Below are 26,375 nucleotides of genomic sequence, written 5' to 3' on the forward strand. Positions count from 1 at the left end.
CAAGGGCTGGGACATGATGCGGCCTCGTGGGCGGTGCGCAAGCGGGAGCTGACGGGGAAGTCCTCGGCGCGCTGGGCAGGCAGCAGCACGGCCGAAACAAGCGTTTCCGCCGTCTGATCTCCCGTTTCCCGACCGCGAAACTCCGCGCCCGGCTGGTGTCGATGGCCGCCGAGCAGGACATCGGCATCGTGGCGGTGGACCCGGCGTACACCTCCCGATGGGGTGCCCAGCACTGGCAGAACCCCCTGGCCACCCCGACCCGCAAGATTTCCCGGCACGATGCGGCGAGCATCGCGGTCGGGCGACGCGCCCTCGGACATCCGATCCGGCGACGGACGACACCGCCCCCTCATCACCAGAGCGATGGTGCGGGGCATCGGACCGCCCAGGCCGCCTCGGGTGCCCGTGGGTGTGAGGAACCCCGCCCCCACGTTCCCGGACCGCGCACACGATGCGTGCCACCGGACTGTGGGCCGAAAGCGGGGGACCAGTGTGCCCAGCACCGTTCGGGGCATGCGGCTGAGCACGAGTCCCGGAAACAGGACTCACGCCCGCTCAGTCACTAGGAACGGTGTCACAGACTGGTCCCGAAACCAGAATCTTGAGTAACGGTTGGCTCCCCGGGGCTCACGCGGGTCTCCGCGTCGGTGAGGATGTTGGGAACACATAAGCGCGCGGACAATGCAGGCGCGTTCAGGCGTTCGAGGGGAACCCCAGTAATGAGCTACAACCAGCCGGGCCCGTACGGCGGGCAGCAGCCGCAGCAGCCCGGGCCGTACGGCGGCCAGCCGCAGCAGCCTGGCCCCTATGGCCAGCCGCCGCAGGCCCCGCAGCCCGGCTATGGCTACCCCCAGCAGGCGCCGCAGGGGGTTCCGCCCCAGCAGCCGCCGCAGCCGCCCTACGGCCAGCCGCAGCAGCCCGGCCCCTACGGGCAGCAGCCACAGGCCCCGTACGGTCAGCACCCGCAGGCCCCCTACGGCCAGGTCCCCCCGCCCCCGCAGGGCGGCGGCAAGAAGACGGGCCTGATCATCGGCGCGGTCGCGGTCGTCGCGGCCATCGGCGTCGGCGCCTACTTCGTCCTCGGCGGCAGCGACAGCGGCGGCTCCGGCACGGTGAAGGACGACGGCCCGCACAAGCTGACCACGCCCGCGACGGTCCTCTCCGACTACAACTTGAAGCCGAGCAGCGACTCCGGCAGCGACATGTCGTCCGAGCAGATCGAGAAGGCCGAGGAGTACGGGGTGAAGAACCCCACCGAGGTCAAGGGCCAGTACATGGCGGGCACCGAGGAGGCCCCGCTCGGGCAGAAGATCCTGCAGATGAACGGCGTCTACGGCGACATCGAGGACCCCGAGGCGGTCGTCGACAAGATGTTCTCCTCGGCCAAGGAGAAGTCCGAGGACAGCAGCAACACCGGCGCCACCGGCCGCAAGGTGACGATCATCGGCAGCCCGAAGTCGTACAACCCGTCCGACCTCGACGGCGCGATGATGAAGTGCCAGGAGATGAAGTACGCCATGGGCTCCTCGACCGGCAGCAGCCAGGAACCGAAGGAGATGTCGATGGCGACCTGCATCTGGGGCGACAACAGCACGATCGGCGTCGTGGTCACCGCGGACGTGGCGAGCGCCATGGGCGGCAAGAGCGCCGACCTGGGCGAGGCCGCGGAGAAGACGGCCAAGTTCCGCAAGGAAGTCCGCGTCAAGCTCTGACGCCGAGGCGCGCACCGCGCACCGGCAAGGGCCCCGGCCGTCGCGGCCGGGGCCCGCTTTCCGTCACGATGGTGCGCGCAGCACCGCATCACGAAGGGGGAACCCCACACATGAGCCACAACCAGCCGGGCCCGTACGGCGGCCAGCAGCCCGATCCCTACGGCGGCGGCCAGCCGCAGCAGCCAGGACCCTACGGGCAACAGCCGCCCCAGGGCCCGGGCTACGGCTACCCGCAGCAGCAGCCCCAGCAGCCCGGCTACGGCTACCCCCAGCAGGCCCCGCAGGGCGTGCCGCCGCAGCAGCCGCCGTACGGCCAGCCACAGCAGCCGGGCCCCTACGGGCAGCAGCCGGGAGCCTCCTACGGCCAGGTCCCGCCGCCCCCGCCGGGCGGAGGCGGCGGCAAGAAGACGGGCCTGATCATCGGCGCGGTCGCGGTCGTCGCGGCCATCGGCGTCGGCGCCTACTTCGTCCTCGGCGGCGACGACAGCGGCTCCGCCAAGGTCAAGGACGACGGCCCGCACAAGCTGACCACGCCCGAGACCGTCATCGACGGCGAGTTCAAGAAGGACGGCGCGTCGGGCGGCGCGTTCGGCGGCATCAACACCGAGAAGGCCGAGAAGGCCGGGGTGAAGAACGCCAAGGACGTCGGCGCGGACTACCAGTCCGGGAACAAGGACAACCCGCTGTCGGTCAAGGCCCTGAACTTCGGCGGCGTGTACGGCGAGATCGACGACCCCGAGAGCGTCGTGGACAAGATGTTCGCCAACGCCAAGAAGGAGCAGGCCAAGGGCGGCGGCAACGGGCCGAAGACGACAGTGGTCGGCGACCCGAAGTCGTACAACCCGTCCGAACTCGACGGCGCGGTCATGAAGTGCCAGGAGATGAAGGTCGACACCAGCGGCTCGGCCAACTCCTCGGCACCCAAGGAGACGTCCGCCGCCGTCTGCATCTGGGGCGACCACAGCACGATCGGCTTCACCGTGAACATCGACGTGGCCAGCGCCATGGCGGGCAAGAGCGCCGACCTGGGCGACGCCGCGGAGAAGACCGCCAAGCTCCGCAAGGACGCACGCGTCAAAATCTAAGCGTGACCGACCCCCGTTGGAGGGGGCACTCGCCTGGCCCCCTCCAACGAGCCCGGGGGCGCGCCCCGCCTAGGCCCGTGCCGCACGACAGGCGGTTGAACGCCTCCTGGCGGAAGAGCACATACAGCGGCGGCGGTGGCGGCGACTGCCTGGAATTCGCCGACAACATACCCGGCACCGTCCCCGTCCGCGACAGCAAGAACCCCACCGGCCCCGCCCTGCACTTCCCGCCCACGGCCTGGTCCGCATTCATCGACGACGTCGTCCGCGTCGTCCGGGACCCGGATTCCCACACCCCGGTGAACCGCCCCCCGGCCGCCCACGCCGCTCTTTAAAGCAACGGGAAAGAACCCAAACCCAACCCCGCCCCACCGCCCCAGCCAGCCCAACTCCCCTGGCCACCCGATCGGGTGACAGCCCATCCGATATCCGGATAGGTGGGGTACGGTCGGCCGCGACGACCACAAACAAATAACGGCCCCCGGCAGGACTGCAATCCTGAACGAGGGCCTCACCACCCAGGAAGAAGACGCTTCCCGATGGCTGACCCAAAGTCTAGCGTGGCCCTGCCCGCGCACGCTCTCCCGGACGCATCCTCCGGCGCACTCCCGGGCGGAGCCCCCCGCTCCGGCGTACTCCACGTACGCCACCGCCACACCGACCGCTTCACGGTCGTCGGCAACCACCTCGCCCAGCACCCGCGCCTCTCCGCGGCCGCGATCGGCATCGGCGTCCACCTCCAGTCGCTGCCCGACGGCGCTTCCGCCACCGTCAAAACGCTGACCCTCCGCTTCCGCGAAGGCGAGACCACCATCCGCCGCGCGCTCAACGAGCTTGAGGAAGCCGGGTACTTGGAACGCCGCCGCGTACCCCTCGGCGGCGGCCGCGTCGCCACCCGCACGGTGTTCCACGACAACCCCGGCTGCGTACGAAAACCACAGCACCCGAAGCGACTCCCTCCGGCACCCCCAACCCCCTTACAGCCATGCCCAGTCGACGCCCCCACCGAAGCACCGCCTGACGTACCGCCGACGGAAGCCCCGCAGCACCCAAGGCAGCCACCCCCGAATCCCGCCCAGGGCCCCGCCCCCGACCTTCTGGCGCGCCTCCGCCTGGCCGACCCTCGCCTCCTCCTCTCCACCCACGACGTACGCCGCCTCACCCCGGCCGTCGACGCCTGGCTGACCCGAGCCGCCACCCCCGCCCAGATCACCCACACCCTCACCGCGAACCTCCCACCGGCCCGGGTCCCCATCCACCACCCGGCCCGCTTCCTGGAACACCGCCTCACCACACACCTCCCACCCCTACTGCCACGGAGTCAGCCCGCAGTCATCCCGCCGCCCGCAGCCCCTCTCCACACCTGCGACGGCTGCGACCGCGCCTTCCGCACCCACGACCCCACCGGACTCTGCCGCGACTGCCGCTCAGCAACCCTGGCTGCATGAGCGCGCCCCGTACCGACTGGACCCCACCCCAAAGGAGCCGCATCATGACAGTGATGCTGGAACGACCGACGACAAGCGGCACCGACCCCGACCGCTTCGAGGACCTGTGCAAGGCCCTCGACGAGCTGCACGTGCCCGACGGCTTCAAGGCCGAAATCATCAGGGGAAACATCGTCGTGTCACCGTGGTCGAAGGCGTACTACCTCGACGTGATGGACCTGATCTGCGATCAGCTGCGCCCGCACCTGCCCGAGGAGCATCGCATCAGCTCCGCACCCGCGCTGTACGTGTTCCCAGGAGTCCAGCGGGCGTACGGCCCGGACATCCACGCGGCGCACCGGCGGACCCGCCTGACGACGAGCAACCAGCTGGACGGCGACGGCCTCTCCTTGGTCGCCGAGCTGACCTCCCCCTCCACCCGTGACGACGACCTGACCGACAAGGTCGAGCGGTACGGCAAGGCGGGGGTACCGGTCTATCTCCTGCTCGACATGCAGGAAGAGCTGGCCACCGTCTACTGGTCGCCGACCGCCAAGGGGTACGCCGCCCACACGACCGCCCCGTTCGGGGAAGCGATCCGCGTCCCGGCCCCGTTCGACTGCGCACTCGACACCACCGGCTTCCAGGCCCCGGCCGACGATTCCGACGAAGCCACCGAACACTGACCTACCCCTGGCGTCCCTCCGGTCTCCCGGCTCCGTCAGGATGTCCGCGACACATGGACACCAGGGGGACCAGAAGTGAGCGACAACCAGCGGGGCAGGAAGGCCGTGACCGCCGTGGCCGGGATCGGCATCGTCGCCGTGCTCGGCGTCGGTGCGTACATCGGCTTCGGCGATGACTCCAGCGACGGCGGGGGCGGGGGCGGTGGCTCCGCGGCCGTCAAGGACGACGGCCCGCACAAGCTGATCGCGCCGAAGACCGTGCTCGACGGATACAAGCAGCTCGACGGGATCACCTCGACCGAGCTTGAGGAGCACGCGCGGTTCGGGGTACACGAGGCCGAGAACGTCCAGACGGTGTACGGGAACGGCAGCAAGGGCGATGACATGGGCGGCGGGATGATCCAGTTCACCGGTGCGTACGGGAAGATCGCCGACCCGGAGAAGACCGTGGACGCGATGTTCACGGACCTCTCCGAGAAAGCGGAGAAGGGGCCGGGCAAAGGCGGCGAGAAGAGCACATGGCTCGGCGACGGGCCCGAGGACTTCAGCGCGGACGGCGCGGTCCTCAAGTGTCAGGCGTCGCGGGTCGAGGACAGCTCCACCGCCGCCCGCAAGGGCCTCAGCCCCAAGGAGGCCCGCCTCGCCCTGTGCGTCTGGGCCGACCACAGCACCGTCGCCGTCGTGCTGCCGATGGACACCCGCGCCATCAAGGAGGGCAAGGCCGCGTCCCTCGACGAGGCCGCCACCACAACGAAGAAGCTCCGCAAGGAAGTTCGCGTCAAGCGCTGACGCAGCGACGACGACACGGCGTACGCGTGGAGAAGTAGGCCCGCGAGAGGGCAACGCAAGGGCGCCCGGCGAGGTCAACTCGCCGGGCGCCCTTGGGTGTTGTCGGGACCGCTACGCGGACTTCTGCTCGCCCGCCCCGGGGCCGCGCACCTCGCGCGGCACCAGCGTCGGGTTCACGTTCGAGTGGACGACGTCCGCCGTGATGACGACGCGGGCGACGTCCTTGCGGGACGGCACCTCGTACATCACCGACTGGAGGACCTCCTCCATGATGGCGCGCAGGCCGCGCGCGCCGGTCTGGCGCAGGATCGCCTGGTCGGCGATGGCCTCCAGGGCCTCGCGCTCGAAGTCCAGCTCCACGCCGTCGAGTTCGAAGAGGCGCTGGTACTGCTTGACGAGGGCGTTGCGCGGCTCGACCAGGATCTGGAGAAGCGCTTCACGGTCCAGGTTGTGCACGGACGTGATGACCGGGAGACGGCCGATGAACTCGGGGATCATCCCGAACTTCACCAGGTCCTCCGGCATGATGTCCTCGAACTGGTCCTTCTCCTCCAGCTCCCGCTTGGAGCGGATGGTCGCGCCGAAGCCGATGCCCTTGGCACCCGCCCGCGACTCGATGATCTTCTCCAGGCCCGCGAAGGCACCGCCCACGATGAACAGCACGTTCGTCGTGTCGATCTGGATGAACTCCTGGTGCGGGTGCTTGCGGCCGCCCTGCGGCGGCACGGAGGCCGTCGTGCCCTCCAGGATCTTCAACAGGGCCTGCTGGACGCCTTCACCCGATACGTCGCGCGTGATCGAGGGGTTTTCGCTCTTCCGGGCGACCTTGTCGATCTCGTCGATGTAGATGATGCCCGTCTCGGCCTTCTTGACGTCGTAGTCGGCGGCCTGGATGAGCTTCAGGAGGATGTTCTCGACGTCCTCGCCGACATAGCCCGCCTCCGTGAGCGCCGTCGCGTCCGCGATGGCGAAGGGGACGTTCAGCATGCGGGCGAGCGTCTGCGCGAGCAGCGTCTTGCCGGAGCCGGTGGGGCCGAGCAGCAGGATGTTGGACTTCGCCAGCTCGATGGCGTCGTCGCGGCCCTGCGCGCCGCCGTTCTCCCCGGCCTGGACGCGCTTGTAGTGGTTGTAGACGGCGACGGAGAGCGCCTTCTTGGCGGGCTCCTGACCGACCACGTACCCCTCGAGGAACTCGTAGATCTCGCGGGGCTTGGGCAGTTCCTCCCAGCGGACCTCGCTCGTCTCGGCGAGTTCTTCCTCGATGATCTCGTTACAGAGATCGATGCACTCATCGCAGATGTACACGCCGGGGCCTGCGATGAGCTTCTTGACCTGCTTCTGACTCTTTCCGCAGAACGAGCACTTGAGCAGATCGCCGCCGTCACCGATGCGTGCCACGGTGTGCTTCCCCTTCGCCTGGGAGACGCCGTTGGTCCAGCGGCTCCTGGTGCCTTGTATCCGACGGTACCTTGCCTGGCCCCCCGTTCGGGCCCCCCTTGGCGCGGTTCGCTTCCACGTGGACCGCGTCGAGGGGTGGGCGGATGGTGCTGCGATGCCCCGGGCCAGGCCGGCAGGTGGGCTCGCCCGGGGCTCGGACGAGACTCTAGAGAACCGAGGAGTTGTTCATCTTCCGGGTGGAGATGATCTGGTCGATCAGGCCGTACGCCAGCGCGTCCTCGGCCGTGAGGATCTTGTCGCGCTCGATGTCGTCGCGGATCTTCTCGATCGGCGTCGTGGAGTGCTTGGCCAGCATCTCCTCGAGCTGCGAACGCATCCGGAGGATCTCGTTGGCCGCGATCTCCAGGTCGGAGAGCTGCTCGCGGCCGGTGCCGCCGGAGGGCTGGTGGATCAGCACCCGGGCGTTCGGCAGGGCCATGCGCTTGCCCGGCGTGCCCGCGGCGAGGAGCACGGCGGCCGCGGAGGAGGCCTGGCCCATGCAGACCGTCTGGATGTCGGGCTTCACGAACTGCATCGTGTCGTAGATCGCGGTGAGCGCCGTGAAGGAGCCGCCGGGGCTGTTGATGTAGACCGAGATGTCCCGGTCGGGGTCCATCGACTCCAGGCACAGGAGCTGCGCCATGACGTCGTTGGCGGAGGCGTCGTCGATCTGGACGCCGAGGAAGATCACGCGCTCCTCGAAGAGCTTCGCGTACGGGTCGTACTCGCGCACGCCCTGCGAGGTGCGCTCGACGAAGCGCGGGATCACGTAGCGGTTGTCCACCTGGGGGCCGGTGTGCAGGCCCGCGGGCTGGCCGCTGACGGGGAAGGTGTTCATCTGAGGCGTTCCGTCCTGGTGTGAGCGTGGCTTGGTCGGCTGGGGCCGCTCCCGGCGGCCGCCGCTGCGCGGGGCCGGTGCCGGGGGCCCGGGGGTGCCTTGGTCAGGCCCCCGTGCCGCCGCCGCCCGGAACACCCGAAGCGGCGCTGATGATCTCGTCGATGAGGCCGTACTCCTTGGCCTCCTCGGTGGTGAACCAGCGGTCGCGGTCACCGTCGCGGATGATCGCCTCGACCGTCTGGCCGGAGTGGAGAGCGGTGATCTCGGCCATGCGCTGCTTGGTGCGCAGCAGGTACTCGGCCTGGATCTTGACGTCCGACGCGGTGCCGCCGATGCCGGCGGAGCCCTGGTGCATCAGGATGTCCGTGTGCGGCAGGGCGAAGCGCTTGCCCGCGGTGCCGCCGGTGAGCAGGAACTGGCCCATGGAGGCGGCCATGCCCATGCCGATGGTCACCACGTCGTTCGGGATGTACTGCATGGTGTCGTAGATCGCCATGCCGGCGGTCACCGAGCCGCCGGGGCTGTTGATGTAGAGGTAGATGTCCTTCGACGGGTCGGCCGCGAGGAGGAGCATCTGCGCCGTGATCTTGTTCGCGATGTCGTCGTCGACCTGCTGGCCGAGGAAGACGATGCGCTCGCCGAGCAGTCGGTTGTACACATGGTCGCCGAGGCCACCACCGATGGACGGCTCACCGGCTGCGTAAGGCATCAGATTCGTCACGTATCCACCTGCTCGTCTCTGACGGCTCCGGCCGTCTCGCATCTTCGTCCCGAGGGCAAGGACTCCACTGCCCCCGTATTCATGGACCCTAACGCGCAGGTGGGACAACGCCATCCCGGTTCCTGAACTGTTCGCTGGCAGCGCAAGGTCTGGCGGGGGCGCCTTGGGCAGGCTTGGCGGGTGGGCTTGCCCGGGGTTCCGGGGCGGCCCTGGTCGGGGGCGGCAGCCCTTCCGCCGCTGCGCGGCGGCTCCCCCACCCACCCGCCCGTGACTGCCGTCCTCGAGCCACCCCCGAGGGGCCACCCAGGCCCTGCGGGTGCTCTGCGGAGTGCGGGCAGGGGCGAGGTGGAGGTGCACCGACTGGCTGGAACTGGCGGGCGGGAAGATCGCGGGGGCAGGGGGTGCGGGGCCGCTGTGGGCCGGGGGGTGCGCGGCCCCCGGGCGGTGGGCCTGGGGTGGCCGCGGGGGCCGGGGTCCGGTCGCGCCCCCGTGAGGCGGGGTGCCGGGGCGGGGCGACTGTGCGGGCAGGGGCTTGTTCGCGCCGTAGCGGGTGACGCCTCCCGAAGGGGCCACCCCACGGCACCGCCGGACCCCACCATTTCGGGTGACCACGGAGCCCGGTCCCACCCCCGGCACGCCCTCGTCCGGTTCCGGGCGACCGCCACCCCGCGGCGTGCGGCGGCGGGGGTCGGGGGTCGCAGTGGGGGTACGCCGAAGGCCCCCGTACCGCGCTGGTGCGCTGTGCGGGGGCCTTCGGGGCGTACAGGGAGATCCGGAGATCAGGCCTTGGGCTCGTCCTCGGTGGACTCGGCGGCGGCCTCGGCCGGGGCCTCGGCGGCCTCCGTGGCGGCAGCCTCGTCCTCCTCGTCGTCGAGGTCGACGACCTCGCCGTTGGTGTCCTTGACCGTCGCCGCCTCGACGACGACCGCGAGGGCCTTGCCGCGGGCGACCTCGCCGACGAGCATCGGCACCTGGCCGCCCTCGACGACGGCCTGGGCGAACTGGTCGGGGCTCATGCCGGAGGACTGGGCGCGACGCATGAGGTGCTCGGTGAGCTCCTCCTGGTTCACGTTCAGCTTCTCCTTGTTGACGAGCTCGTCGAGGACGAACTGCGTCTTGATGCCCTTGACCGCCTGCTCACGGGTCTCGGCGTCGAACTCTTCCTCGGTCTTGCCCTGGATCTCCAGGTACTTCGCGAGGTCGAGGCCCATCTGACCGAGCTGGTGGTGCTCCAGGTTGTGCTTGCGGGTGCGGATCTCGTCCTCGAGCAGCTTCTCGGGGACGGGAACCTCGACCAGCTCGAGGAGCTTCTCCAGGACGCGCTCCTGGGCCTGCGTGGCCTGGTCGAACTGACGGGCCGTCTCCAGCCGCTTGCGGCTGTCGGCCTTCAGCTCGTCGAGGGTGTCGAACTCCGACGCGAGCTGCGCGAAGTCGTCGTCCAGCTCCGGCAGTTCACGCTTGGCGACCTGGGTGACCTTGACGGTGACCTCGGACTCCTTGCCGGCCGCCGAGCCGCCCTTGAGCTCGGAGGTGAAGGTGGCCTCGCCACCGGCCTCCAGGCCCTTCACGGCGTCGTCGATGCCTTCGAGCAGCTCGCCGGAGCCGATCGTGTAGGAGACGCCGGACGCGACGCCGTCCTCCAGGACCTCGCCCTCGACCTTGGCCTCCAGGTCGATCGTCACGACGTCGCCGTCCTCGGCGGGGCGCTCGACCGGGGCGGTCGAGGCGAAGCGCTCGCGCAGCTCCTCGACGGCCTTGTCGATGTCCTCGTCGGCGATCTCGACGGCGTCCACCTCGACCTCGATGCCGGAGTAGTCCGGGATCTCGATGGTCGGACGGATGTCGACCTCAGCGGTGAAGTTGAGGGTCTCGTTGTCCTTGAGCTCGGTGATGTCCACCTCGGGCTGGCCCAGGACGTTGAGCTCGGCCTCGTTGACCGCCTCGGTGTAGAACTTCGGGAGGGCGTCGTTGACGGCCTCCTCCAGCACCGCACCGCGGCCGAACCGCTGGTCGATGACGCGGGCCGGGATCTTGCCCTTGCGGAAGCCCTTCACCGTGACCTGCTGGTTGATCTTCTTGTACGCCGCGTCGAGGCTGTCCTTGAGCTCCTCGAAGGGCACCTCGACAGTGAGCCGAACCCGGGTCGGGTTCAGGGTCTCCACGGCGCTCTTCACGGTTCGGTCTCCTTGGTGGGCTGACTTCTTGGATTCTGCCCGGTTGAGAGACACACGGGCACGCAGCTTGCATAGTAACGGCACGCGGGAGCCGACCCACAATGCGATCTTGGACAACGGACCGCCGGGGCCGTGCGGAGTTCAGGTCCCCGCCGGGAAACAGGCCACCGGATGCGGGGGAACCAGCTGGTCGGGGTGGCGGGATTTGAACCCACGGCCTTCCGCTCCCAAAGCGGACGCGCTACCAAGCTGCGCCACACCCCGTCGGTGCGACACGTAGGGTACATGCCCGCAGGCCGTGCGGCGCCCGCTCGCACGGGAGTGAATAGGGGTGTGCGGCGCACGCCCTCGACCCGCTACGATGCTGTCCGTGCCGCGCACGCTGACCTGCGAGGGGTCGCTGCGCGAGCTGTGCGGGCGTAGCTCAATGGTAGAGCCCTAGTCTTCCAAACTAGCTACGCGGGTTCGATTCCCGTCGCCCGCTCTGTGGCCTCCGGCCCGGTGTGCAGGTCCTTCCCTGTGCCCGGGCCGGGGGCTTTTTCGTGCGCTGTCGCGCTTCGGGTCAGGGGTTTCGTACGTCGACGCTGTAGACGGAGCGGACTCCGTACGGGACGTAGAGGGCGTCGCCGACCAGGGTGAGCGCGGCGCCGGTCTCCGAGGCGACGGTCATCCCCGCGCCCCTGCCGCGCGCGGGCAGGCTCCACTTCTCCTCGCCGGTCCTGCGGTCGAGCGCCGCGAGACGGCCGCTCACGGAGGCCAGGTACACATGGCTCCCCGAAGCCAGCGGCGGGCCCGGCGACTCCACGACGGAGTTGACCGACCACCGCTGGCGGCCGGTGCGCGGGTCGATCGCGCGGATGTCGCCGTTGCGGTACGTGAAGTACAGGGTGTCCCCGGTGACCGTGGGCGTCGCCTCGTCGGCCCGGGGCTCGGCGGGAAGCGTCCGCACCCGGCGGGTGGCCAGGTCGAGCACGCTGATCCGGCGGGGCGACTCGTCCACTTCGTCGTGGCTGAGCAGCAGGCGGCCGGACGCCTGGCCCAGGAGTTCCAGGCCGCCGTGCGGCACGGTCGCCGTCCAGTCCGGCTTGCCGGACGTCAGGTCGATGCGGGAGACGCGGGTGCTCCGCGCGCTGTCGGCGCAGAGCAGATAGCCATGGCCCTCGGCGCCGCGCACCCGGCAGTGCGCCGAGGGGAGCTTCTCCCGCCAGCGGGGCTTGCCCGTGTCGCCGCGCAGCAGGGCGTAGTCGTCCCCTTTGGCGCCGAGGGCGGTGAGCACGCCCGCGTCGGTCCACACCGCGCCGCCGTGCTCCGCGTCCGGGACGGGGGGCTCGGCCCCTTCGCCGTGCTGGGCGGCGGTCGTCCACAGCTCCTTGCCGGTGCGGGCGTCGAGGGCCTGGATCGCGTAGTACGGGACGGGCGCCTCGTCGCGGTCGACCTGGTCGTTGCGGTACGCGAAGACACGGCCACCGGACACACCGATGACGCGGCCCTCCATGTCTCCCCACTCTCCCGGCGTCCGGTCGACCGGCCTGCTCCAGCCGAACGCGCCGGTGGCGAGCGAGAACCGCGCGGCCTGCACGTCGTCGCCGGCGCAGAAGAGCCCGCTCCCGGCGGCGACACAGCCGCCGAAGGGGCCTGACGCCTCCTTGCGGTCACGCGTGTCCTTCGCCTCCCAGGCCCGCCAGTTCCCGGGCAGGTCGCCGGCCTCGGGCTCGGCGCCCGTCAGCCACAGGGCGAGCCCCGACGCGACACCGGCGAGAAGTACCCCCGCCACGACGGCGATCAGGCGTGCGCGGCGGCGACGCGCGCGCACCGGGACCGGCGCCGCCACCGCGGGCGGCGGCGCCGGCGGCGGCAGCGGTTCGCCCCGCAGCAACGCCAACAGCTCGTCCGGCGTGGGGCGTTCCTTCGGGTGCTTGGCCAGGCACTGGGTGACGAAGGGGCGCAACTCGGCGGGGACACGGTCGAGTTCGGGGACCGATTCGACGACGCCGGTCGCGGTCTCGTACGGGGACACGGAGTCGAAGGGCCCCCGGCCGGTGGCCGCGTAGGTGAGGACCGAGCCGAGGGAGAAGATGTCGGAGGCGGGGCCCACGTCGCGGGGTGACGTGAGTTGTTCCGGGGACATGTACGGCGGGGTGCCCTCCCCCAAGCTCTCAACTTCGTTCGAGCAGGGCGGTACCCCCATCGCGGCCGGTCTGGGTGAGGGGGTCGCCCGCGAGGGCCGCCGCGGCGCGGGAGACGCCGAAGTCGATGACGCGGGGGCCGTCTTCGGCCAGCATGACATTGGCCGGTTTGAGGTCGCGGTGGACGACGCCTACGGAGGGGGTCCCCCCTGCTCCTTCAGAGCTTGGGGGCGGATGTCGCGCAGCGCCTCAGTGAGCCCGGCGGCGAGTTCCAGAAGGCGGTCCGGGGGCAGCGGGCCCTCGCGGCGGACGTGGGCGCCCAGGTTCTCGCCGGGGATGTAGAGGGTGGCCATCCAGGGCCGCGCGGCGTCGGCGTCGGCGTCCACGACGGGGGCCGTGAACGCGCCGCTGACCTGTCGCGCCGCCGCCACTTCGCGGCTGAACCGGGTGCGGAACTCGGGGTCGTCGGCGTACTGCCCGTGCACGACCTTGACCGCGAGGCGGCGTCCGGAGGCGGAGCGGGCGAGGTAGACGACGCCCATGCCGCCGGAGCCGAGGCGGTCCTCGACCGGATAGCCGCCGATCCGCGGCGGATCGGTTTCCCGCAACGCCATCCGACCAGGACCCCCCGTCCGCCGCCGCACACCGTCAGAACTGTATGTCCCCGATGGTCTCGGCCAGCGAGTCGAGGAGTTCTTGGATGTCGTCGGCCATTCCCGTGGAGGCGAGTACGAAGCCGAAGAGGGCCGCGACGATGGCCGGCCACACCTTGATGTTTCCCTGACGCACCATCATGACGAGGACGATCGCCAACAGCAGCACCACTGACAGCGAAATGGCCACACAGATCACACCCTAGGTCGGTCGCTCTCCCGCCCGGGGGGTACGACCCCGCACTCCCCCGCCAGAACCATCGTGCCACCAACAGGACCTCGCTATGCGGCCGGTGACACATCGTCGGCCAAGCCTTGACCAGTGGTGCGGGTATTCCCGGTGCGCCGGGAGGGCCCGGGAACCACGCGCCGCACACCAACCCGGGCCATCCGTACGGGAATTCGACGGGTCCACCGGACGGCGAATTTCGACTTGATCGTTTCCATGGCCAGCCATCTCGGGGACGTCGGCGCATCATCTTCCGGCCACCCGCGCCCGGCCGCGTACGCATCAGTGGTTCACAGGAATTCGAATTGTTGCCGAGCACACATTTGGCGCCGCGCCAGCACCCGCCACGCACCGATCAACCGGACATTTCACCAGAGTCGCCCGCAGGCGTTATGCACGATTTAAGCGGTGTGAATGCTGACCTATCGGACAGTTGGCCGTGGGGCAACTCGGGTACCCGTGCCACCCATACGGAAAGCCCGACGCGTGTGATGAACGGTGCGGAAGGACAACCGGCGGGCGTGGTGCCGGAAACGAGACAGAAGACGCCAAGGGAACACGGCAGGAACACGGAGCGATGAACGGCATGAATGAGTTGAGGGTTTTACGGGAACACCACGGCGACGCTAGGGTGCCTCAGATGTTCCACGCTGCCATGACCCCCGCAGGCGCAGTGCGGTCCCGGATCGTCTCACCGAGCTCCTGGTGGGAGGGCCTGTGACGAACTCCGCTCAGCCGCACGGGCGGCACCGGGCGCCACTGCCTCCCCTGCAGCCCGCCGGGCAGGAGCCGGTCGCCGGAATGCCGGGCCCCCGCGTCCACCAGTCCACCGCGACCACCGCGGCCCCGGCCACCCCCCGCCCGGCCGGCCGCCACTCCGCCCCACCGGTTCCCCCCACACACCGAACCCCCCACTCCCCCGCGGTTCCCGCCGCCGCACGCCCCGCCGACGGCGCGGGCAAGCCCGCCAAACAGCGCGACGCGTTCTTCGACAACGCCAAGTACCTGGCGATCGTGCTCGTCGCGATGGCCCACGCGTGGGAACCCCTGACGGATCACAGTCGTACCGCCGAAGCGCTGTACATGACCGTCTACACCTTCCACATGCCGGCGTTCATCCTGATCTCCGGCTACTTCTCGCGCAGCTTCGACATGCGCTCCGACCGGCTCAAGCGGCTCGTCACCGGCATCGCCGTGCCGTACGTGATCTTCGAGGTGGCGTACACCTTCTTCAAGCGGTGGGCCGACGACGATCCGACGCAGCCGATCAGCCTGCTCGACCCCTGGTACCTGACCTGGTTCCTGATCGCCCTGTTCGTGTGGCGGCTGACCACCCCGCTGTGGAAGATCGTGCGCTGGCCGGTGCCGCTCGCTCTGGCCATCGCCGTGCTCGCCGTGGTCTCGCCCGACATCGGCGACGACCTGGACCTGCAGCGGGTCCTGCAGTTCATGCCGTTCTTCGTGCTCGGCCTGTTCATCAGGCCCGAGCACTTCCAGCTGGTGCGGCGGCGCGAGGTGCGCATCCTGTCGGTGCCGGTGTTCGCGTGCGCGGTGGCGCTCGCCTACTGGGCCGCCCCGCGGATGACGTCCGTGTGGTTCTACCGCCGCGACAGCGCCCAGGAGCTCGGCGTCCCGTGGTGGGTCGGCGTGGTCATGACGCTGGCGCTCTTCGGCTGCTCGGTGCTGCTCACGGCGTGCTTCTTCGCCTGGGTGCCGCGGCGGAAGATGTGGTTCACGGTGCTCGGCGCCGGGACGCTGTACGGGTACCTGCTGCACGGCTTCCTCGCCAAGGGGTCCCGCTTCTGGGGCTGGTTCGAAGCCCACCCGTGGCTGCACGAGCCCGCCGGTGAGGTGGTCGTGACGGTGATCGCGGGCGCCGTGGTGACGCTCCTGTGCACGCCGCCGGTGCAGCGGATGTTCCGCTTCGCCATGGAGCCCAAGATGGAGTGGGCCTTCCGGCGCGACGCCGCCGCGCTGGCCCGCGAGCGGGGTTCCGCACGCTGACGCCGACGGGCCCGGCGGTGTGGTTCGCACCGCCGGGCCCGTGGGCTCCCGCGCTCCTCAGCACCCCGACAGCAGCGCCCGCAGGTGCGCGTACTTCGCCGTCAGGCGGTCCCGGGTCGTCTCGTCCAGTACGGCGAGGCGGCCCGGGTCCGCGTTGTGGGCCAGGTCGGACTCCTTGACCAGAACCGCGCCGGGTGTGGCCCGGATGCGGGCCGCGTAGGCCTCCGGGGGCTCGCCCGGCCGCTTCGTGAGGGCGAGCACGATGGCCTTCGTGGCGGGCGCGAGGGCCGCCGCCGCCAGCCACTCCGGCGTCAGCGCGTCGTCCTCGATCGCGTCGTGCAGCCACGCCGCCGCGATCTGCCCGTCCGAGCCGCCCCGCGCCCGCGTCCCCTCGGCGACCGCCGCGAGATGCTCGGCGTAGGGCCGCCCGGCCTTGTCCGTCTGCCCGGCGTGGGCCCGCCGGGCCACGGCCTCCACCTCGGCCAGGGTCATGAGCGCGTCCGACGGCTGCAGTGTCATGGGCGGCTCGGGCGGCTCCGGCGACTTGGGCGTCATGACGACGACCCTAGCGCCGCCCGCGCGGGCACACCCGTGGCCACCAGGCCGAGCAGCACGGCCGACCCGGCGAAGGAGACGTACAGCAGCGGCGGGATGTACGGGCCCTCGCCGGTGAGGCCCTTCATCATCGGGACCAGGGTGGCCAGGGCGATGCCGGTGCCGATGATCACGCCCGCGCAGGTCACGAGCAGCGCCTCCCAGCGCACCATCCGCAGCACCTGGCGCCGGGTGGAGCCGATGAGCCGCAGCGTGCCCAGTTCGCGCCGCCGGTCCAGGACCGTCATGACGAGGGTGTTGGCGGCGGCGACGGCCGCGAAGCCGCCGAGTACGGCCGCCATGGTGGTGTTCGCCCAGGCGCCCACCGCGCGGTCCTTGGACTGGGTGGTGGTGTAGTCGTCACGGTCCAGGAGCGTGCCCTGGGCCGTCAGGGGCTTCAGCTCCGCGGCGGAGGCGCCCTTCGTCCAGATCTCCGTGTCGAACGCCGACGTGACGTGCCGCTTCACATCGGCCGCGCCCAGGGTCACCTGGGACAGGCCGAGCCCGCGCTCGTACGTCGCCACGACCTCGGGCCGCGTCCTGGTGCCGTCGGGCAGGCGCAGGTCGACGCGGTCGCCGACCTTCAGGTGGGCGTTGCCGGCGAGGGTCGCGTCGAGGGCCACCTTGCCCTTGCCCAGGTCGAGTTCGCCGGACTTGACGTTGAGGTCCTGCACCTTGGCGAGGTTCGCGACCGTGCCGGTGACGGCCTGCGTGCTCGCCGACTGCAGATAGCGGTCGCCGCCCGAGCCCATGGGCAGCAGCACCGAGGTCTTCAGGAGGCCGACCGCGGAGCCGCCGCCGGGCCCGGTGGCCGCGCGTACCGTCGGCGCGTCGAAGCCCGTCCTCGCCGCCACGATGTGGTCCGCCGTGATGCCGTCCCGCTGCTGGTTCTCCGCGACCTTGTCCTCGGAGGTGTGCATGAAGACGAGCGTGGAGGCGAACGCCATCGCGAGCACGATGGGCGTGATGGCGGAGGCCATCCGGCGGGCGTTGCTGCGGGAGTTGGCCGCGGCGAGCGAGGCGGACGCGCCCGCGCCGCGCAGCGGCAGGCCGAACAGGCCCGCGCAGGCCCGCGCCACCAGCGGCCCGAGGAGCGCCACCGCGAGCATGAAGAGCATCACGACGCCGAGTGCCGCGTTCGCCGCGTCGTCGCCGGTGGCCTTGGCGGCGACGCCGGCGAGGACCACACCGCCGACGGCCGCGGCGACACCGAGGGGCGTACGGATCCAGCCGGGCCGCAGCCGCTCCACGGAGGCCTCGCTGAGGGCCTGGCCCGGCTTGATGCGGGCCGGGCGGTGCGCGGCCATGATCCCGGCGAACAGGGCGGTGAGGATGGCCGTGCCGACGGCGATGAGCAGCGGGAGGTACGACACGGACAGGTCGACGGCCTCCGGGATCGCGCCCCTGTCCTTGAGCTGCCCGAACCACCAGCTCGCCAGGGCGATGCCCGGCAGGCAGCCGAGGGCGCCCGCGAGCGGGGCCACCAGGAGCGTCTCGGTGGCGACGGTGCGGCGGATCTGGCGGGGCGTCGTGCCGATGGCGCGCAGCAGCGCGAACTCGCGGGCCCGCTGGCCCACGGAGAGCGCGACGGTGCCGGCCGCGGTGAACACGGCGACCATCGTGGCGACGCCGCCGAAGGAGCCGCCGAGGCCGGTGAGGAGTTCCTTGGCCTCGGCGAGGCCCGGGTCCTCGGCGCCGCCGCGGCCGTCGCCGGTGTGCACCTCGGCCTTGTCGCCGAGAGCCTTGGCCACCTGGGACTTGAGGGCGTCGTCCGTGACGCCGTCCTTGGGCAGCACGGCGATGGCGTCGATCCGGCCGGGGTGCCCGGAGACCCGTACCGCGTCGGAGTCCGCGAACCAGGCCGTCGGGGCCGTGCCGCCGCTCAGCCCCGAGACCCGGAAGTCCCGCGGTCCGTCCGCCGTCGTCAGCGTGACGCGCTCGCCGACGCGGGCCCCGGCGCCCGCGAGCACCACGTCCCCGGCGCCGGGCGCGCGGCCCGCCGACAGCTTCTCGCCGGTGAAGGCGGTGGAGCCCCAGCCGTGCGCGGTCAGTTCCTTGTCACCGTGCTTGACGGGGAAGGTGAGGTCCGCGACGGCGGTACGCGCGCCGGGCACCGAAGCCGCCTTCGCCACCAGGGAGTTGTCGAGGCGGGCGCGGTCCGGGACCTGCGCGCCGCCGTCGCTGCGGTCCTCGCCGCTGCCGGTCTCGTAAGGGGACTTCTGGTCGGCGGCGGCCACCACGGCCGCGTCGGCGTAGCGCACCGGCGGCACGGAGGCCCGCAGGCCCGTCTCCAGGAGGATGCCGCACGCGGACACGATCAACGCGGCCATCGCGAGGGCGACGAACGTCCCCACGAAGGCGGCGGGCTTGAAGCGGACGGCCGCGCGGGCCAGTCCGTTGGGTACGAAGCTCATGCCGCCACGCCCGCGTACTCCGGGGCGGTGGCCGTCGCCAGATGCGTCATGCGGTGCGCGATCCGGTCGGCCGACGCGCCCTGGAGGTGATCCACGATCGAGCCGTCCGCCAGGAACAGGACGCGGTCCGCGTGGGCCGCCGCGGCCGGGTCGTGCGTGACCATGACCACCGTGGCGCCCATGCCGTCCACGGCCGAGCGCAGCAGGTTCAGGATCTCCCGGGCCGTCGTCGTGTCCAGGGCGCCGGTCGGCTCGTCCGCGAACACCACGTCCGGGGACGTCACCAGGGCGCGGGCGATCGCCACGCGCTGCTGCTGGCCGCCCGACAGCTGGCCCGGGCGGCGCCTGCCCTTGTCCCCCAGGCCCACCCGGGACAGCATCTCCGCCGCCCTGCGGCGGTCCGGGCGGTGGCCCGCCAGGCGCATCGGGAGCAGCACGTTCTGCTCGACGGTGAGCGACGGGAGCAGGTTGAACGCCTGGAACACGAAGCCCAGGCGGGTGCGGCGCAGGGCCGTCAGCTTGTTCTCGCTCATCCCCGTGATCTCCGTGCCGCCCAGGCGGACGCTGCCGTCCGTCGGGCGGTCCAGGCCCGCCGCGCACTGCAGGAAGGTGGACTTGCCCGAGCCGGACGGGCCCATCACCGCGGTGAAGCTGCCCCGCGGCAGGGCCAGGTCTATGCCCCGCAGGGCGTGTACGGCGCCGGTGCCGCGCCCGTACCGGCGGCGCACCCCGCGCAGCTCCACGGCCCAGTCCGTCGCCGTCGGGGCCGGGCCCTCGTGCGGGGCCGGGGCGGAGTCGTGCTGCTGCCGCTGCTTCTTCTTGCGCAGCCCCATGGCGTGTGGCCTTCCGTCGTTCGTGCGTGGTCGATGCATTGAACGTACGGAGTGCGGGGTGGTCGCGACCATGAGGCGGCCCGCCGAGTGTGGGGTGGGGTTTCCCCCACCCTGTGGCGTCGTGCCAGGTGGGGGCCCTGCGGGGCTTTCCCCAGTCCCGCCCCTTCCCGAAACCGGGGCTGCGCCCCTGGACCCCGGGGGTGGGTGTCCCCTTCGGGTGGGACGGTCCGCCGCCGATCGGCCTTCGGCCTCGTCCTCAGACGCCGGACGGGCTGGAATGTGCCGGGCCGGGACTCAGACGCACCCTTTCAGCCGCGCCCCGTCCCGCCCGGAGGGCAAGAACGGCGGGCGGGCGGGGAAAAGCCCGTCCGGCGTTTGAGGACGAGCGCGCAGCGCGATCGGCGGCGGACCGTCCCACCCGCACGGGACACCCACCGAGGCCCCCGGCCAGCTCACGCGTCGCGGCAGATCAGCAGCAGCGCCCGATCGTCGTTGACGTCCTTCGCGACCGCCTCGATGAGGTGCCACGCGGCGCCGTGGAAGCCGCCGGGGACGTAGCGGTCGGCCTCGCCGGTGAGGCGGTCGATGCCTTCGGCGATGTCGCGGTCGGCGGCCTCGACGATGCCGTCGGTGAAGAGCATGAGGACGTCACCGGGGCGCAGGGAGCCCTTGACGGGGTCGAACTGGGCGCCGTCGTAGACGCCGAGGAGGGGCCCTTCGCCGGACTTCTCCTCCCAGCGGCCGGTCCCGGCGCTGAGCTGGAGGGCGGGCAGGTGTCCTGCGGAGAGGAGTTCGTAGTCGCCGGTCTCCAGGTCGAGGACGAGGTGGATGGAGGTGGCGAAGCCCTCGTCCCAGTCCTGGCGGAGGAGGTAGCCGTTGGCGGCGGGCAGGAAGGCGTGCGGCGGCAGGGAGCCGAGGAGGCCGCCGAAGGCGCCGGAGAGGAGCAGGGCCCGTGACCCGGCGTCCATGCCCTTGCCGGAGACGTCGGTGAGGACGACTTCGAGGGTGCGCCCGCCGTTGGTGCGGGCGGCGACGACGAAGTCGCCGGAGAAGGACTGGCCCCCGGCGGGCCGCAGCGCCATCTCGCGGTGCCAGCCGCGCGGCAGCTTGGGGAGCTTGCTCTGGACGCGGATCCGCTCGCGCAGGTCGAAGAGCATGGTCCCGCCGCCCCGCCAGGGCACCCCGACGCGGCTGCGGAACTGGGCGATGAGGAGCCCGAAGAATCCGCAGGCGGCGACGGCGAGGACGGTGCCGGGGGTGACCCGGGCGGGCCCTTCCGTGTAGGGGCCGAGCTGCACGGACTCCACGATGAGGGCGGCGGCCGAGGCGGCGTACAGGCCGAGCAGGCTGGAGGGCCGCAGCAGCAGCCCGCCCGCGACGATCGGCAGCACGAGCGCGGCGGGCGAGAACCACACCGGGTTGACGATCGTGCACGCGGTGATGACAGGGACGGTCAAGAGGAGTGCGGCGAGCGCCACCCAGTCGGAGCCGTCGCCCCGGAAGTAGTCGACACCGGATTTGCGCAGCCCTATGCGCGCCCGGTGCAGCCGCTTCTTCATGCGGGCCGGGAACGTCTCGGCTTCGGCGCGCCGCGCACGCTGCTCGCGCCGCTCGCGCCCTTCTCGTCGTACCGCCATTGCTCGTGGACCCTATCCACCGGGCCAGGCACTTCGCACGGGAGGTACCTCTTGTCCCCCTTCAGGGGCACCTCACCCGTATCTCCACGCCCAGCGTCCACACGCGTTCCGGTACGCGGAAAACAATTCGCCGCGCCCTTGGAGCCCTGGTAGGCATGGCATATGACAGCAGACTTGCGGGAGTTGAGCCAGGGCGACTGGGAGCAGTGGTACAGAACGCTGGACGTCGCCTTCGGGGGCGTCCCCGAGGCTCCGGAGGAGATCGAGCTGTGGCGCGACCTCACCGAGTGCGAGCGCTCGATCGGCGCCTGGGACGGCGAGACCTGCGTGGGCACGGCGGGCGCGTTCAGCTTCCGGATGGCGGTGCCGGGCGGCGCCGTGGTGGACACGGCGGGCGTGACGATGGTGGGCGTGGCGGCCACGCACCGGCGGCGCGGCCTGCTCACGGCGATGATGCGGCGCCAGCTGGACGACGTGCGGGAGCGCGGCGAGGCGGTGGCGGTCCTGACGGCGTCGGAGCCGGAGATCTACGGCCGGTTCGGGTACGGGGCGGGGTCGTTCCACCATCGGATGGAGATCGACAAGACCCGGGTCGGCCTGTCCGTCCCGCCGGGCACCGACGACGTGACGCTGCGCTACGCGAAGCCCGCCGAGGCGCTGCCGCTCTGCGAGGCGGTGTACGCGCAGCGGGTGGCGGGCCGTCCCGGCATGCTGGCGCGGCGGCCCGGCTGGGAGCGCCTGATCATCCTGGACCCGCCGGCCGACCGCAGCGGTGCCTCGCCGCAGCAGTGCGTGCTCGCCGAGCGTGACGGCGAGGTCGTCGGGTACGCGTTCTACGCGGTCAAGCCCGAGTGGGACGCGCAGGGTCCCAAGGGCACGGTCAAGGTCCAGGACGTGGAGGCCCTCGACCCGACGGCGTACGCCGCGCTGTGGCGCTTCCTCTTCGGCATCGACCTGACCTCGACGATCCTGGCGATGAACCGGCCGGTCGACGACCCGGTGGCCCAGCTCGTCACGAACGTCCGCCGCTGCGACCTGCGGACCCGCGAGTCCCTCTACGTGCGCCTGGTGGACCTCGGCGCCGCCCTCGAAGCGCGCACGTACCAGACGCCGGTGGACGTCGTCCTCGACGTCGACGACGCCTTCTGCCCCTGGAACCAGGGCCGTTGGCGCCTCGTCGGCGACCCCAAGGGCGCCTCCTGCAAGCGCGTCCCCGACGACACCCCGGCCGATCTCGCCCTCTCCGCGAAGGAGTTGGGCTCCCTCTACCTGGGCGGCGTCCCCCTCACCCAGCTCACCGCGGCGGGCCGGGTCCGGGAACTGCGCCAGGGCACGGCGGCGGAGGCGGGCCTGGCGTTCGCCTCGCCCGTGGCGCCGTGGCTGCCGCACGGCTTCTAGGCGGGCTCCGGCGGCGGCCCCTGGACCGGCTCCGGGTCACCCGGCCGCGTCCCGCGGGGTTCCTTCGCCGTGCGGGTCGCCAGGTACAGGGCGAGGAACCAGCCGAGGACGCTGGCGCCGAACAGGGCGTTGACGGCCAGGACCAGCCAGCGGTTCTCCGCGTTCCGCCGGAAGGCCACGAGCGCGGGAAGGAAGTAGAGGACGAAGAACGCCACGGTCGCGGCTACCACGAACGGTACGCCCACGTCGTCGAACACGGTGGTGGAACCTCTTCCTGCGAGGGTGCTTGTGCTGGGTCCCGGCCGGTGGCCGGGGCCGGTTACGGCCGGTGGGCCCGGGGCTGGCAGGCCGGGCACCAGAAGAGGTTGCGGGCGGCGAGATCGGCGGTGCGGATCTCGCCGCCACAGATGTGGCAGGCCTGCCGGGCCCTGCGGTACACGTACACCTCGCCGCCGTGGTCATCCACGCGCGGCGGGCGGCCCATCGCCTCCGGCAGGTGCTCGGGCCGGACCGTGTCGATGCGATTGTGCCGGACGCCCTCGCGCATCAGCTCCACCAAGTCCGCCCAGATCGCGGTCCATTGGGCGTACGTGAGGTCCTTGCCGGGCGTGTACGGGTCGATGCCGTGGCGGAACAGGACCTCGGCGCGGTAGACGTTGCCGACGCCCGCGACGATCTTCTGGTCGAGGAGCAGTGCGGCGATCGTCGTGCGGCTGCGGGAGATGCGGCGCCAGGCCGTGTCCGGGTCGTTGCCGTCCTCGTCCCGCGGGCGCAGGGGGTCCGGGCCCAGGCGGGCGTGTATCGCCTGCTTCTCCTCGTCCGTGATCAGGGCGCAGGTCGTCGGGCCGCGCAGGTCCATGTACGCGGTGTCGTTCGCCAGGCGGAGGCGGACCGTGTCCGTGGGCGGGGGTGGCTCCGCCCCGCCGAAGTCGACCTTGCCGAAGAGGCCCAGGTGGATGTGGATCCAGCCGGTGTCGGCGAAGCCCAGGAACAGGTGCTTGCCGTGGGCCTCCGCGGTGTCCATCGTGCTGCCCGTCACCAGGGCCGCGCTGTCGGAGAACTTGCCCTGCGGGCTGGTCGCGGTCGTCTTCCGGCCCTGGAAGCGGTCCCGGTGGTCGGCCGCGAGGCGGTGGATCGTGTGCCCTTCCGGCACGGGGTGCTCCTTCTGCGGGGGTGGGGGGTGGGGCCCTGCCGGGGGCTCTCCCCAGCCCCGCCCCTTCCCGAAACTGGGGCTCCGCCCCAGACCCCGCTCCTCAAACGCCGGAGGGGCTATGGGTAGCCCCTCCGGCGTTTGAGGACGAGGCGCGGAGCGCCGATCAAGCGGGGGCCGGGGGCTCAGCCCTGGGGGTGGTGGGCCGGGATGGCCGGGAGTTCGCCGGTGGTCTCGTAGCGGGAGAGCATGTCGATGCGGCGGGTGTGCCGCTCCTCGCCGGAGTACGGCGTCGAGAGGAAGATCTCGACGAACTTCGTGGCCTCGTCCCGGGTGTGCATCCGCCCACCGATGGAGATCACGTTGGCGTCGTTGTGCTCACGCCCGAGCGCGGCCGTCTGCTCGCTCCAGGCGAGAGCGGCCCGCACCCCCTTCACCTTGTTCGCCGCGATCTGCTCCCCGTTCCCGGAGCCGCCGATGACGATGCCCAGGGACTCGGGGTCCGCGGCCGTCCGCTCCGCGGCGCGGAGGCAGAAGGGGGGGTAGTCGTCCTGGGCGTCGTAGATGTGGGGCCCGCAGTCGACGGGCTCGTGCCCGTGGGCGGTGAGCCATTCGACGAGGTGGTTCTTGAGTTCGTAGCCGGCATGATCCGAGCCGAGGTACACGCGCATGGGCGAAGTCTGGCATGCACGGGGGCGGGCGGCCGCCGTGGGGCGGCGGGGCGCCCCTCCGGGCGCCGATTGGTGCAGGCCAATCCCCTGGTCGGTCATCGTGCGTAAGCGACCGTTCACGCGGCATTCCGCGGAATACAACGATCCGGAGACGGGTCTTTCGTCCCGTACTCCGCTGCGCTTTTAATGCGGGGGCTCGTCCCCGCGAACCAAAGGATCTGCCTATGACCTCGCAACCGTCCCTTGCGAAGGAAGACAGCAAGCCCGAAGGGCCCGATGATTCCCAGTCGGGCAAGGCGGGCAACGGCCATGGGCAGGGCGGCGACGGCCTGCAGGCCGGGCTGAAGAACCGCCATTTGTCGATGATCGCCATCGGTGGCGTGATCGGTGCGGGTCTGTTCGTCGGTTCCGCCTCCGGCATCAAGGCCGCGGGCCCGGCGATCCTCGTGTCGTACGCCCTCGTCGGCACGATGGTCGTGCTCGTGATGCGGATGCTCGGTGAGATGGCCGCGGCCCGGCCGACGTCCGGTTCCTTCTCCGCCTATGCCGATCAGGCGCTCGGCCGCTGGGCGGGCTTCTCCATCGGCTGGCTGTACTGGTTCTTCTGGGTCGTGGTGCTCGCGGTGGAGGCCACCGCCGGCGCCGTGATCCTGGAGGGGTGGATACCCGCCATCCCGCAGTGGGGCTGGGCGCTGATCGTGATGGTGGTGCTCACCGCGACGAACCTGGTCTCGGTCGGCTCGTACGGTGAGTTCGAGTTCTGGTTCGCCGGCATCAAGGTCGTCGCGATCGGCGCGTTCGTGCTGATCGGTGTGCTGGCGGTGTTCGGTGTGCTGCCGGGCTCGGACAACCCGGGTGACGGCTTCGCGCATCTGACGGACGCGGGCGGCTTCATGCCCAACGGCGCGGGCGCCATCCTCACGGGTGTCCTGATGGTGGTCTTCTCCTTCATGGGTTCGGAGATCGTCACGCTCGCCGCCGGTGAGTCGGAGGACCCGCAGCGTGCCGTCACCAAGGCCACGAACAGCGTCATCTGGCGCATCGGCGTGTTCTACCTCGGTTCGATCTTCGTGGTCGTGACGCTGCTGCCCTGGAACGACAAGTCCATCGAGAAGGACGGTTCGTACGTCGCCGCGCTGAACTCGATCGGCATTCCGCACGCCGGTCAGGTGATGAACGTGATCGTGCTCACCGCGGTGCTGTCCTGCCTCAACTCCGGCCTGTACACCGCCTCCCGGATGGCGTTCTCGCTCGGTCAGCGCGGGGACGCGCCGAAGGCCTTCGCCCGCACCGACTCCAACGGTGTGCCGCGGACGGCGATCCTCGGCTCGGTGGTCTTCGGCTTCGCGGCCGTCTGGTTCAACTACCAGTGGCCGGAGACGGTCTTCGACTTCCTCCTGAACTCCTCCGGCGCGGTCGCGCTCTTCGTGTGGCTCGTCATCTGCTTCACGCAGCTGAAGATGCGCGGCATCATCCTGCGCGAGCAGCCGGAGAAGCTCGTCGTGAAGATGTGGCTGTTCCCGTATCTGACCTGGGTCACCATCGGGATGATCTCGTTCGTGATCGTCTACATGCTGTACGACGACGCCGGGCGCAAGCAGATGCTGCTCTCGCTGCTCGTGGCGGCCCTCGTGCTCGGCTTCTCGCTGGTGCGCGAGAAGGTACGGCCCCGGGTCGCCGAGGGCACGGCGGACGCCGCGGGTACGGAGGGCGCGGAGCAGGGCAAGTCCTAGCTCCCACTCGGCGGTAGCGGTACGCGGCGGGGCGGTTCCGGGTCAGACCGGGGTCGCCCCGCCG

24 protein-coding genes, 2 tRNA genes and 1 pseudogene are annotated in these 26,375 nt (G+C 71.2%); 11 read left to right on the plus strand and 16 right to left on the minus strand.

All coding sequences use genetic code 11. From position 1 onward, the window contains the following. Positions 1 to 77 precede the first annotated feature (77 nt). From IE274_RS39220 to IE274_RS01750, 7 genes and pseudogenes are all read left to right on the plus strand, one after another. Positions 78 to 566: pseudogene (locus IE274_RS39220) on the plus strand (transposase family protein); the annotation flags it as partial. Positions 567 to 719: 153 nt separating this feature from the next. Then, positions 720 to 1,712 (plus strand): hypothetical protein, encoded by a 993-nt coding sequence (locus tag IE274_RS01725; protein ID WP_190113720.1) that lies wholly within the window; start codon positions 720 to 722, stop codon positions 1,710 to 1,712. A gap of 110 nt (positions 1,713 to 1,822) precedes the next feature. Then, the gene (locus IE274_RS01730) at positions 1,823 to 2,797 is read left to right on the plus strand and encodes a hypothetical protein (protein ID WP_190113721.1); all 975 of its coding nucleotides are present in this window, start codon (positions 1,823 to 1,825) and stop codon (positions 2,795 to 2,797) included. 95 nt (positions 2,798 to 2,892) lie between these two features. Then, entirely contained in the window at positions 2,893 to 3,132 is a 240-nt protein-coding gene (locus IE274_RS01735) for a DUF397 domain-containing protein (protein ID WP_190114086.1), read from the plus strand. A gap of 204 nt (positions 3,133 to 3,336) precedes the next feature. Beyond that, on the plus strand, positions 3,337 to 4,245 hold the full coding sequence (locus IE274_RS01740) for a helix-turn-helix domain-containing protein (RefSeq protein ID WP_190113722.1): 909 nt from the start codon (positions 3,337 to 3,339) through the stop codon (positions 4,243 to 4,245). A 44-nt stretch (positions 4,246 to 4,289) separates the two neighbouring features. Next, entirely contained in the window at positions 4,290 to 4,910 is a 621-nt protein-coding gene (locus tag IE274_RS01745; protein WP_190113723.1) for a Uma2 family endonuclease, read from the plus strand. 75 nt (positions 4,911 to 4,985) lie between these two features. Further along, entirely contained in the window at positions 4,986 to 5,699 is a 714-nt protein-coding gene (locus tag IE274_RS01750; protein ID WP_190113724.1) for a hypothetical protein, read from the plus strand. 111 nt (positions 5,700 to 5,810) lie between these two features. Here IE274_RS01750 and clpX read toward each other — a convergent pair whose 3' ends face one another. The 5 genes from clpX to IE274_RS01775 form a co-directional block, all read right to left on the minus strand. After that, on the minus strand, positions 5,811 to 7,097 hold the full coding sequence (gene clpX, locus IE274_RS01755; protein ID WP_190113725.1) for an ATP-dependent Clp protease ATP-binding subunit ClpX: 1,287 nt from the start codon (positions 7,095 to 7,097) through the stop codon (positions 5,811 to 5,813). A gap of 205 nt (positions 7,098 to 7,302) precedes the next feature. Further along, complete coding sequence (locus IE274_RS01760) at positions 7,303 to 7,974, minus strand: ATP-dependent Clp protease proteolytic subunit (protein WP_229909079.1); 672 nt, start codon at positions 7,972 to 7,974, stop codon at positions 7,303 to 7,305. Between the two features lie 103 nt (positions 7,975 to 8,077). Then, the gene (locus IE274_RS01765; protein ID WP_190114088.1) at positions 8,078 to 8,683 is read right to left on the minus strand and encodes an ATP-dependent Clp protease proteolytic subunit; all 606 of its coding nucleotides are present in this window, start codon (positions 8,681 to 8,683) and stop codon (positions 8,078 to 8,080) included. 791 nt (positions 8,684 to 9,474) lie between these two features. Continuing rightward, positions 9,475 to 10,869 carry a trigger factor gene (gene tig, locus IE274_RS01770; protein WP_190113726.1) on the minus strand — a complete coding sequence of 465 codons (1,395 nt, stop codon included), beginning with the start codon at positions 10,867 to 10,869 and terminating at the stop codon, positions 9,475 to 9,477. A gap of 187 nt (positions 10,870 to 11,056) precedes the next feature. Next, a tRNA-Pro gene (locus IE274_RS01775) sits at positions 11,057 to 11,133 on the minus strand. A gap of 149 nt (positions 11,134 to 11,282) precedes the next feature. Between IE274_RS01775 and IE274_RS01780 the strand changes: the two genes are divergently transcribed. Continuing rightward, a tRNA-Gly gene (locus IE274_RS01780) sits at positions 11,283 to 11,353 on the plus strand. Between the two features lie 78 nt (positions 11,354 to 11,431). On the opposite strand, the gene IE274_RS01785 is transcribed toward IE274_RS01780, so the two are convergent. From IE274_RS01785 to IE274_RS01790, 4 genes are read right to left on the minus strand one after another with little or no spacing between them, the layout of a single operon-like run. Next, complete coding sequence (locus tag IE274_RS01785) at positions 11,432 to 13,057, minus strand: outer membrane protein assembly factor BamB family protein (RefSeq protein WP_268255550.1); 1,626 nt, start codon at positions 13,055 to 13,057, stop codon at positions 11,432 to 11,434. After that, on the minus strand, positions 13,026 to 13,151 hold the full coding sequence (locus tag IE274_RS39225; protein WP_229909083.1) for a hypothetical protein: 126 nt from the start codon (positions 13,149 to 13,151) through the stop codon (positions 13,026 to 13,028). The genes IE274_RS01785 and IE274_RS39225 overlap by 32 nt, the downstream gene beginning before the upstream one ends. A 35-nt stretch (positions 13,152 to 13,186) precedes the next feature. Then, complete coding sequence (locus IE274_RS39230; protein WP_229909084.1) at positions 13,187 to 13,609, minus strand: protein kinase family protein; 423 nt, start codon at positions 13,607 to 13,609, stop codon at positions 13,187 to 13,189. A 34-nt stretch (positions 13,610 to 13,643) separates the two neighbouring features. Further along, positions 13,644 to 13,838, minus strand: a complete 195-nt coding sequence (locus tag IE274_RS01790) for a hypothetical protein (protein ID WP_030362531.1) — start codon at positions 13,836 to 13,838, stop codon at positions 13,644 to 13,646. A gap of 756 nt (positions 13,839 to 14,594) precedes the next feature. Here IE274_RS01790 and IE274_RS01795 point away from each other — a divergent pair. Next, complete coding sequence (locus IE274_RS01795) at positions 14,595 to 15,881, plus strand: acyltransferase family protein (protein ID WP_190113727.1); 1,287 nt, start codon at positions 14,595 to 14,597, stop codon at positions 15,879 to 15,881. A gap of 57 nt (positions 15,882 to 15,938) precedes the next feature. Here IE274_RS01795 and IE274_RS01800 read toward each other — a convergent pair whose 3' ends face one another. The 4 genes from IE274_RS01800 to IE274_RS01815 form a co-directional block, all read right to left on the minus strand. Further along, positions 15,939 to 16,373 (minus strand): HD domain-containing protein, encoded by a 435-nt coding sequence (locus IE274_RS01800; protein WP_372447250.1) that lies wholly within the window; start codon positions 16,371 to 16,373, stop codon positions 15,939 to 15,941. Positions 16,374 to 16,432: 59 nt separating this feature from the next. Beyond that, positions 16,433 to 18,889 carry an ABC transporter permease gene (locus IE274_RS01805; RefSeq protein WP_190113729.1) on the minus strand — a complete coding sequence of 819 codons (2,457 nt, stop codon included), beginning with the start codon at positions 18,887 to 18,889 and terminating at the stop codon, positions 16,433 to 16,435. Then, the gene (locus IE274_RS01810) at positions 18,886 to 19,722 is read right to left on the minus strand and encodes an ABC transporter ATP-binding protein (protein WP_190113730.1); all 837 of its coding nucleotides are present in this window, start codon (positions 19,720 to 19,722) and stop codon (positions 18,886 to 18,888) included. Before IE274_RS01810 ends, IE274_RS01805 begins: the two co-directional genes overlap by 4 nt. Before the next feature lie 452 nt (positions 19,723 to 20,174). After that, the gene (locus IE274_RS01815; protein ID WP_190113731.1) at positions 20,175 to 21,359 is read right to left on the minus strand and encodes a PP2C family protein-serine/threonine phosphatase; all 1,185 of its coding nucleotides are present in this window, start codon (positions 21,357 to 21,359) and stop codon (positions 20,175 to 20,177) included. 162 nt (positions 21,360 to 21,521) lie between these two features. Between IE274_RS01815 and IE274_RS01820 the strand changes: the two genes are divergently transcribed. After that, on the plus strand, positions 21,522 to 22,757 hold the full coding sequence (locus IE274_RS01820) for a GNAT family N-acetyltransferase (protein WP_190113732.1): 1,236 nt from the start codon (positions 21,522 to 21,524) through the stop codon (positions 22,755 to 22,757). Here IE274_RS01820 and IE274_RS01825 read toward each other — a convergent pair. The 3 genes from IE274_RS01825 to IE274_RS01835 all read right to left on the minus strand — a co-directional run bounded on the left by IE274_RS01825 (position 22,754) and on the right by IE274_RS01835 (position 24,578). Further along, a complete protein-coding gene (locus IE274_RS01825) occupies positions 22,754 to 23,014 on the minus strand; it encodes a superinfection immunity protein (protein ID WP_190113733.1) in 261 nt (86 codons plus the stop codon). The genes IE274_RS01820 and IE274_RS01825 overlap by 4 nt on opposite strands. A gap of 62 nt (positions 23,015 to 23,076) precedes the next feature. Next, the gene (locus IE274_RS01830) at positions 23,077 to 23,910 is read right to left on the minus strand and encodes an Fpg/Nei family DNA glycosylase (protein ID WP_190113734.1); all 834 of its coding nucleotides are present in this window, start codon (positions 23,908 to 23,910) and stop codon (positions 23,077 to 23,079) included. Positions 23,911 to 24,092: 182 nt separating this feature from the next. Next, positions 24,093 to 24,578, minus strand: a complete 486-nt coding sequence (locus IE274_RS01835) for a ribose-5-phosphate isomerase (protein WP_190113735.1) — start codon at positions 24,576 to 24,578, stop codon at positions 24,093 to 24,095. A gap of 224 nt (positions 24,579 to 24,802) precedes the next feature. On the opposite strand from IE274_RS01835, the gene IE274_RS01840 reads away from it, so the two are divergent. Beyond that, the gene (locus tag IE274_RS01840; RefSeq protein WP_190113736.1) at positions 24,803 to 26,311 is read left to right on the plus strand and encodes an amino acid permease; all 1,509 of its coding nucleotides are present in this window, start codon (positions 24,803 to 24,805) and stop codon (positions 26,309 to 26,311) included. Positions 26,312 to 26,375: the final 64 nt, after the last annotated feature.

Source organism: Streptomyces flavofungini (assembly GCF_014650815.1).
Taxonomy (GTDB): Bacteria; Actinomycetota; Actinomycetes; order Streptomycetales; family Streptomycetaceae; genus Streptomyces; species Streptomyces flavofungini.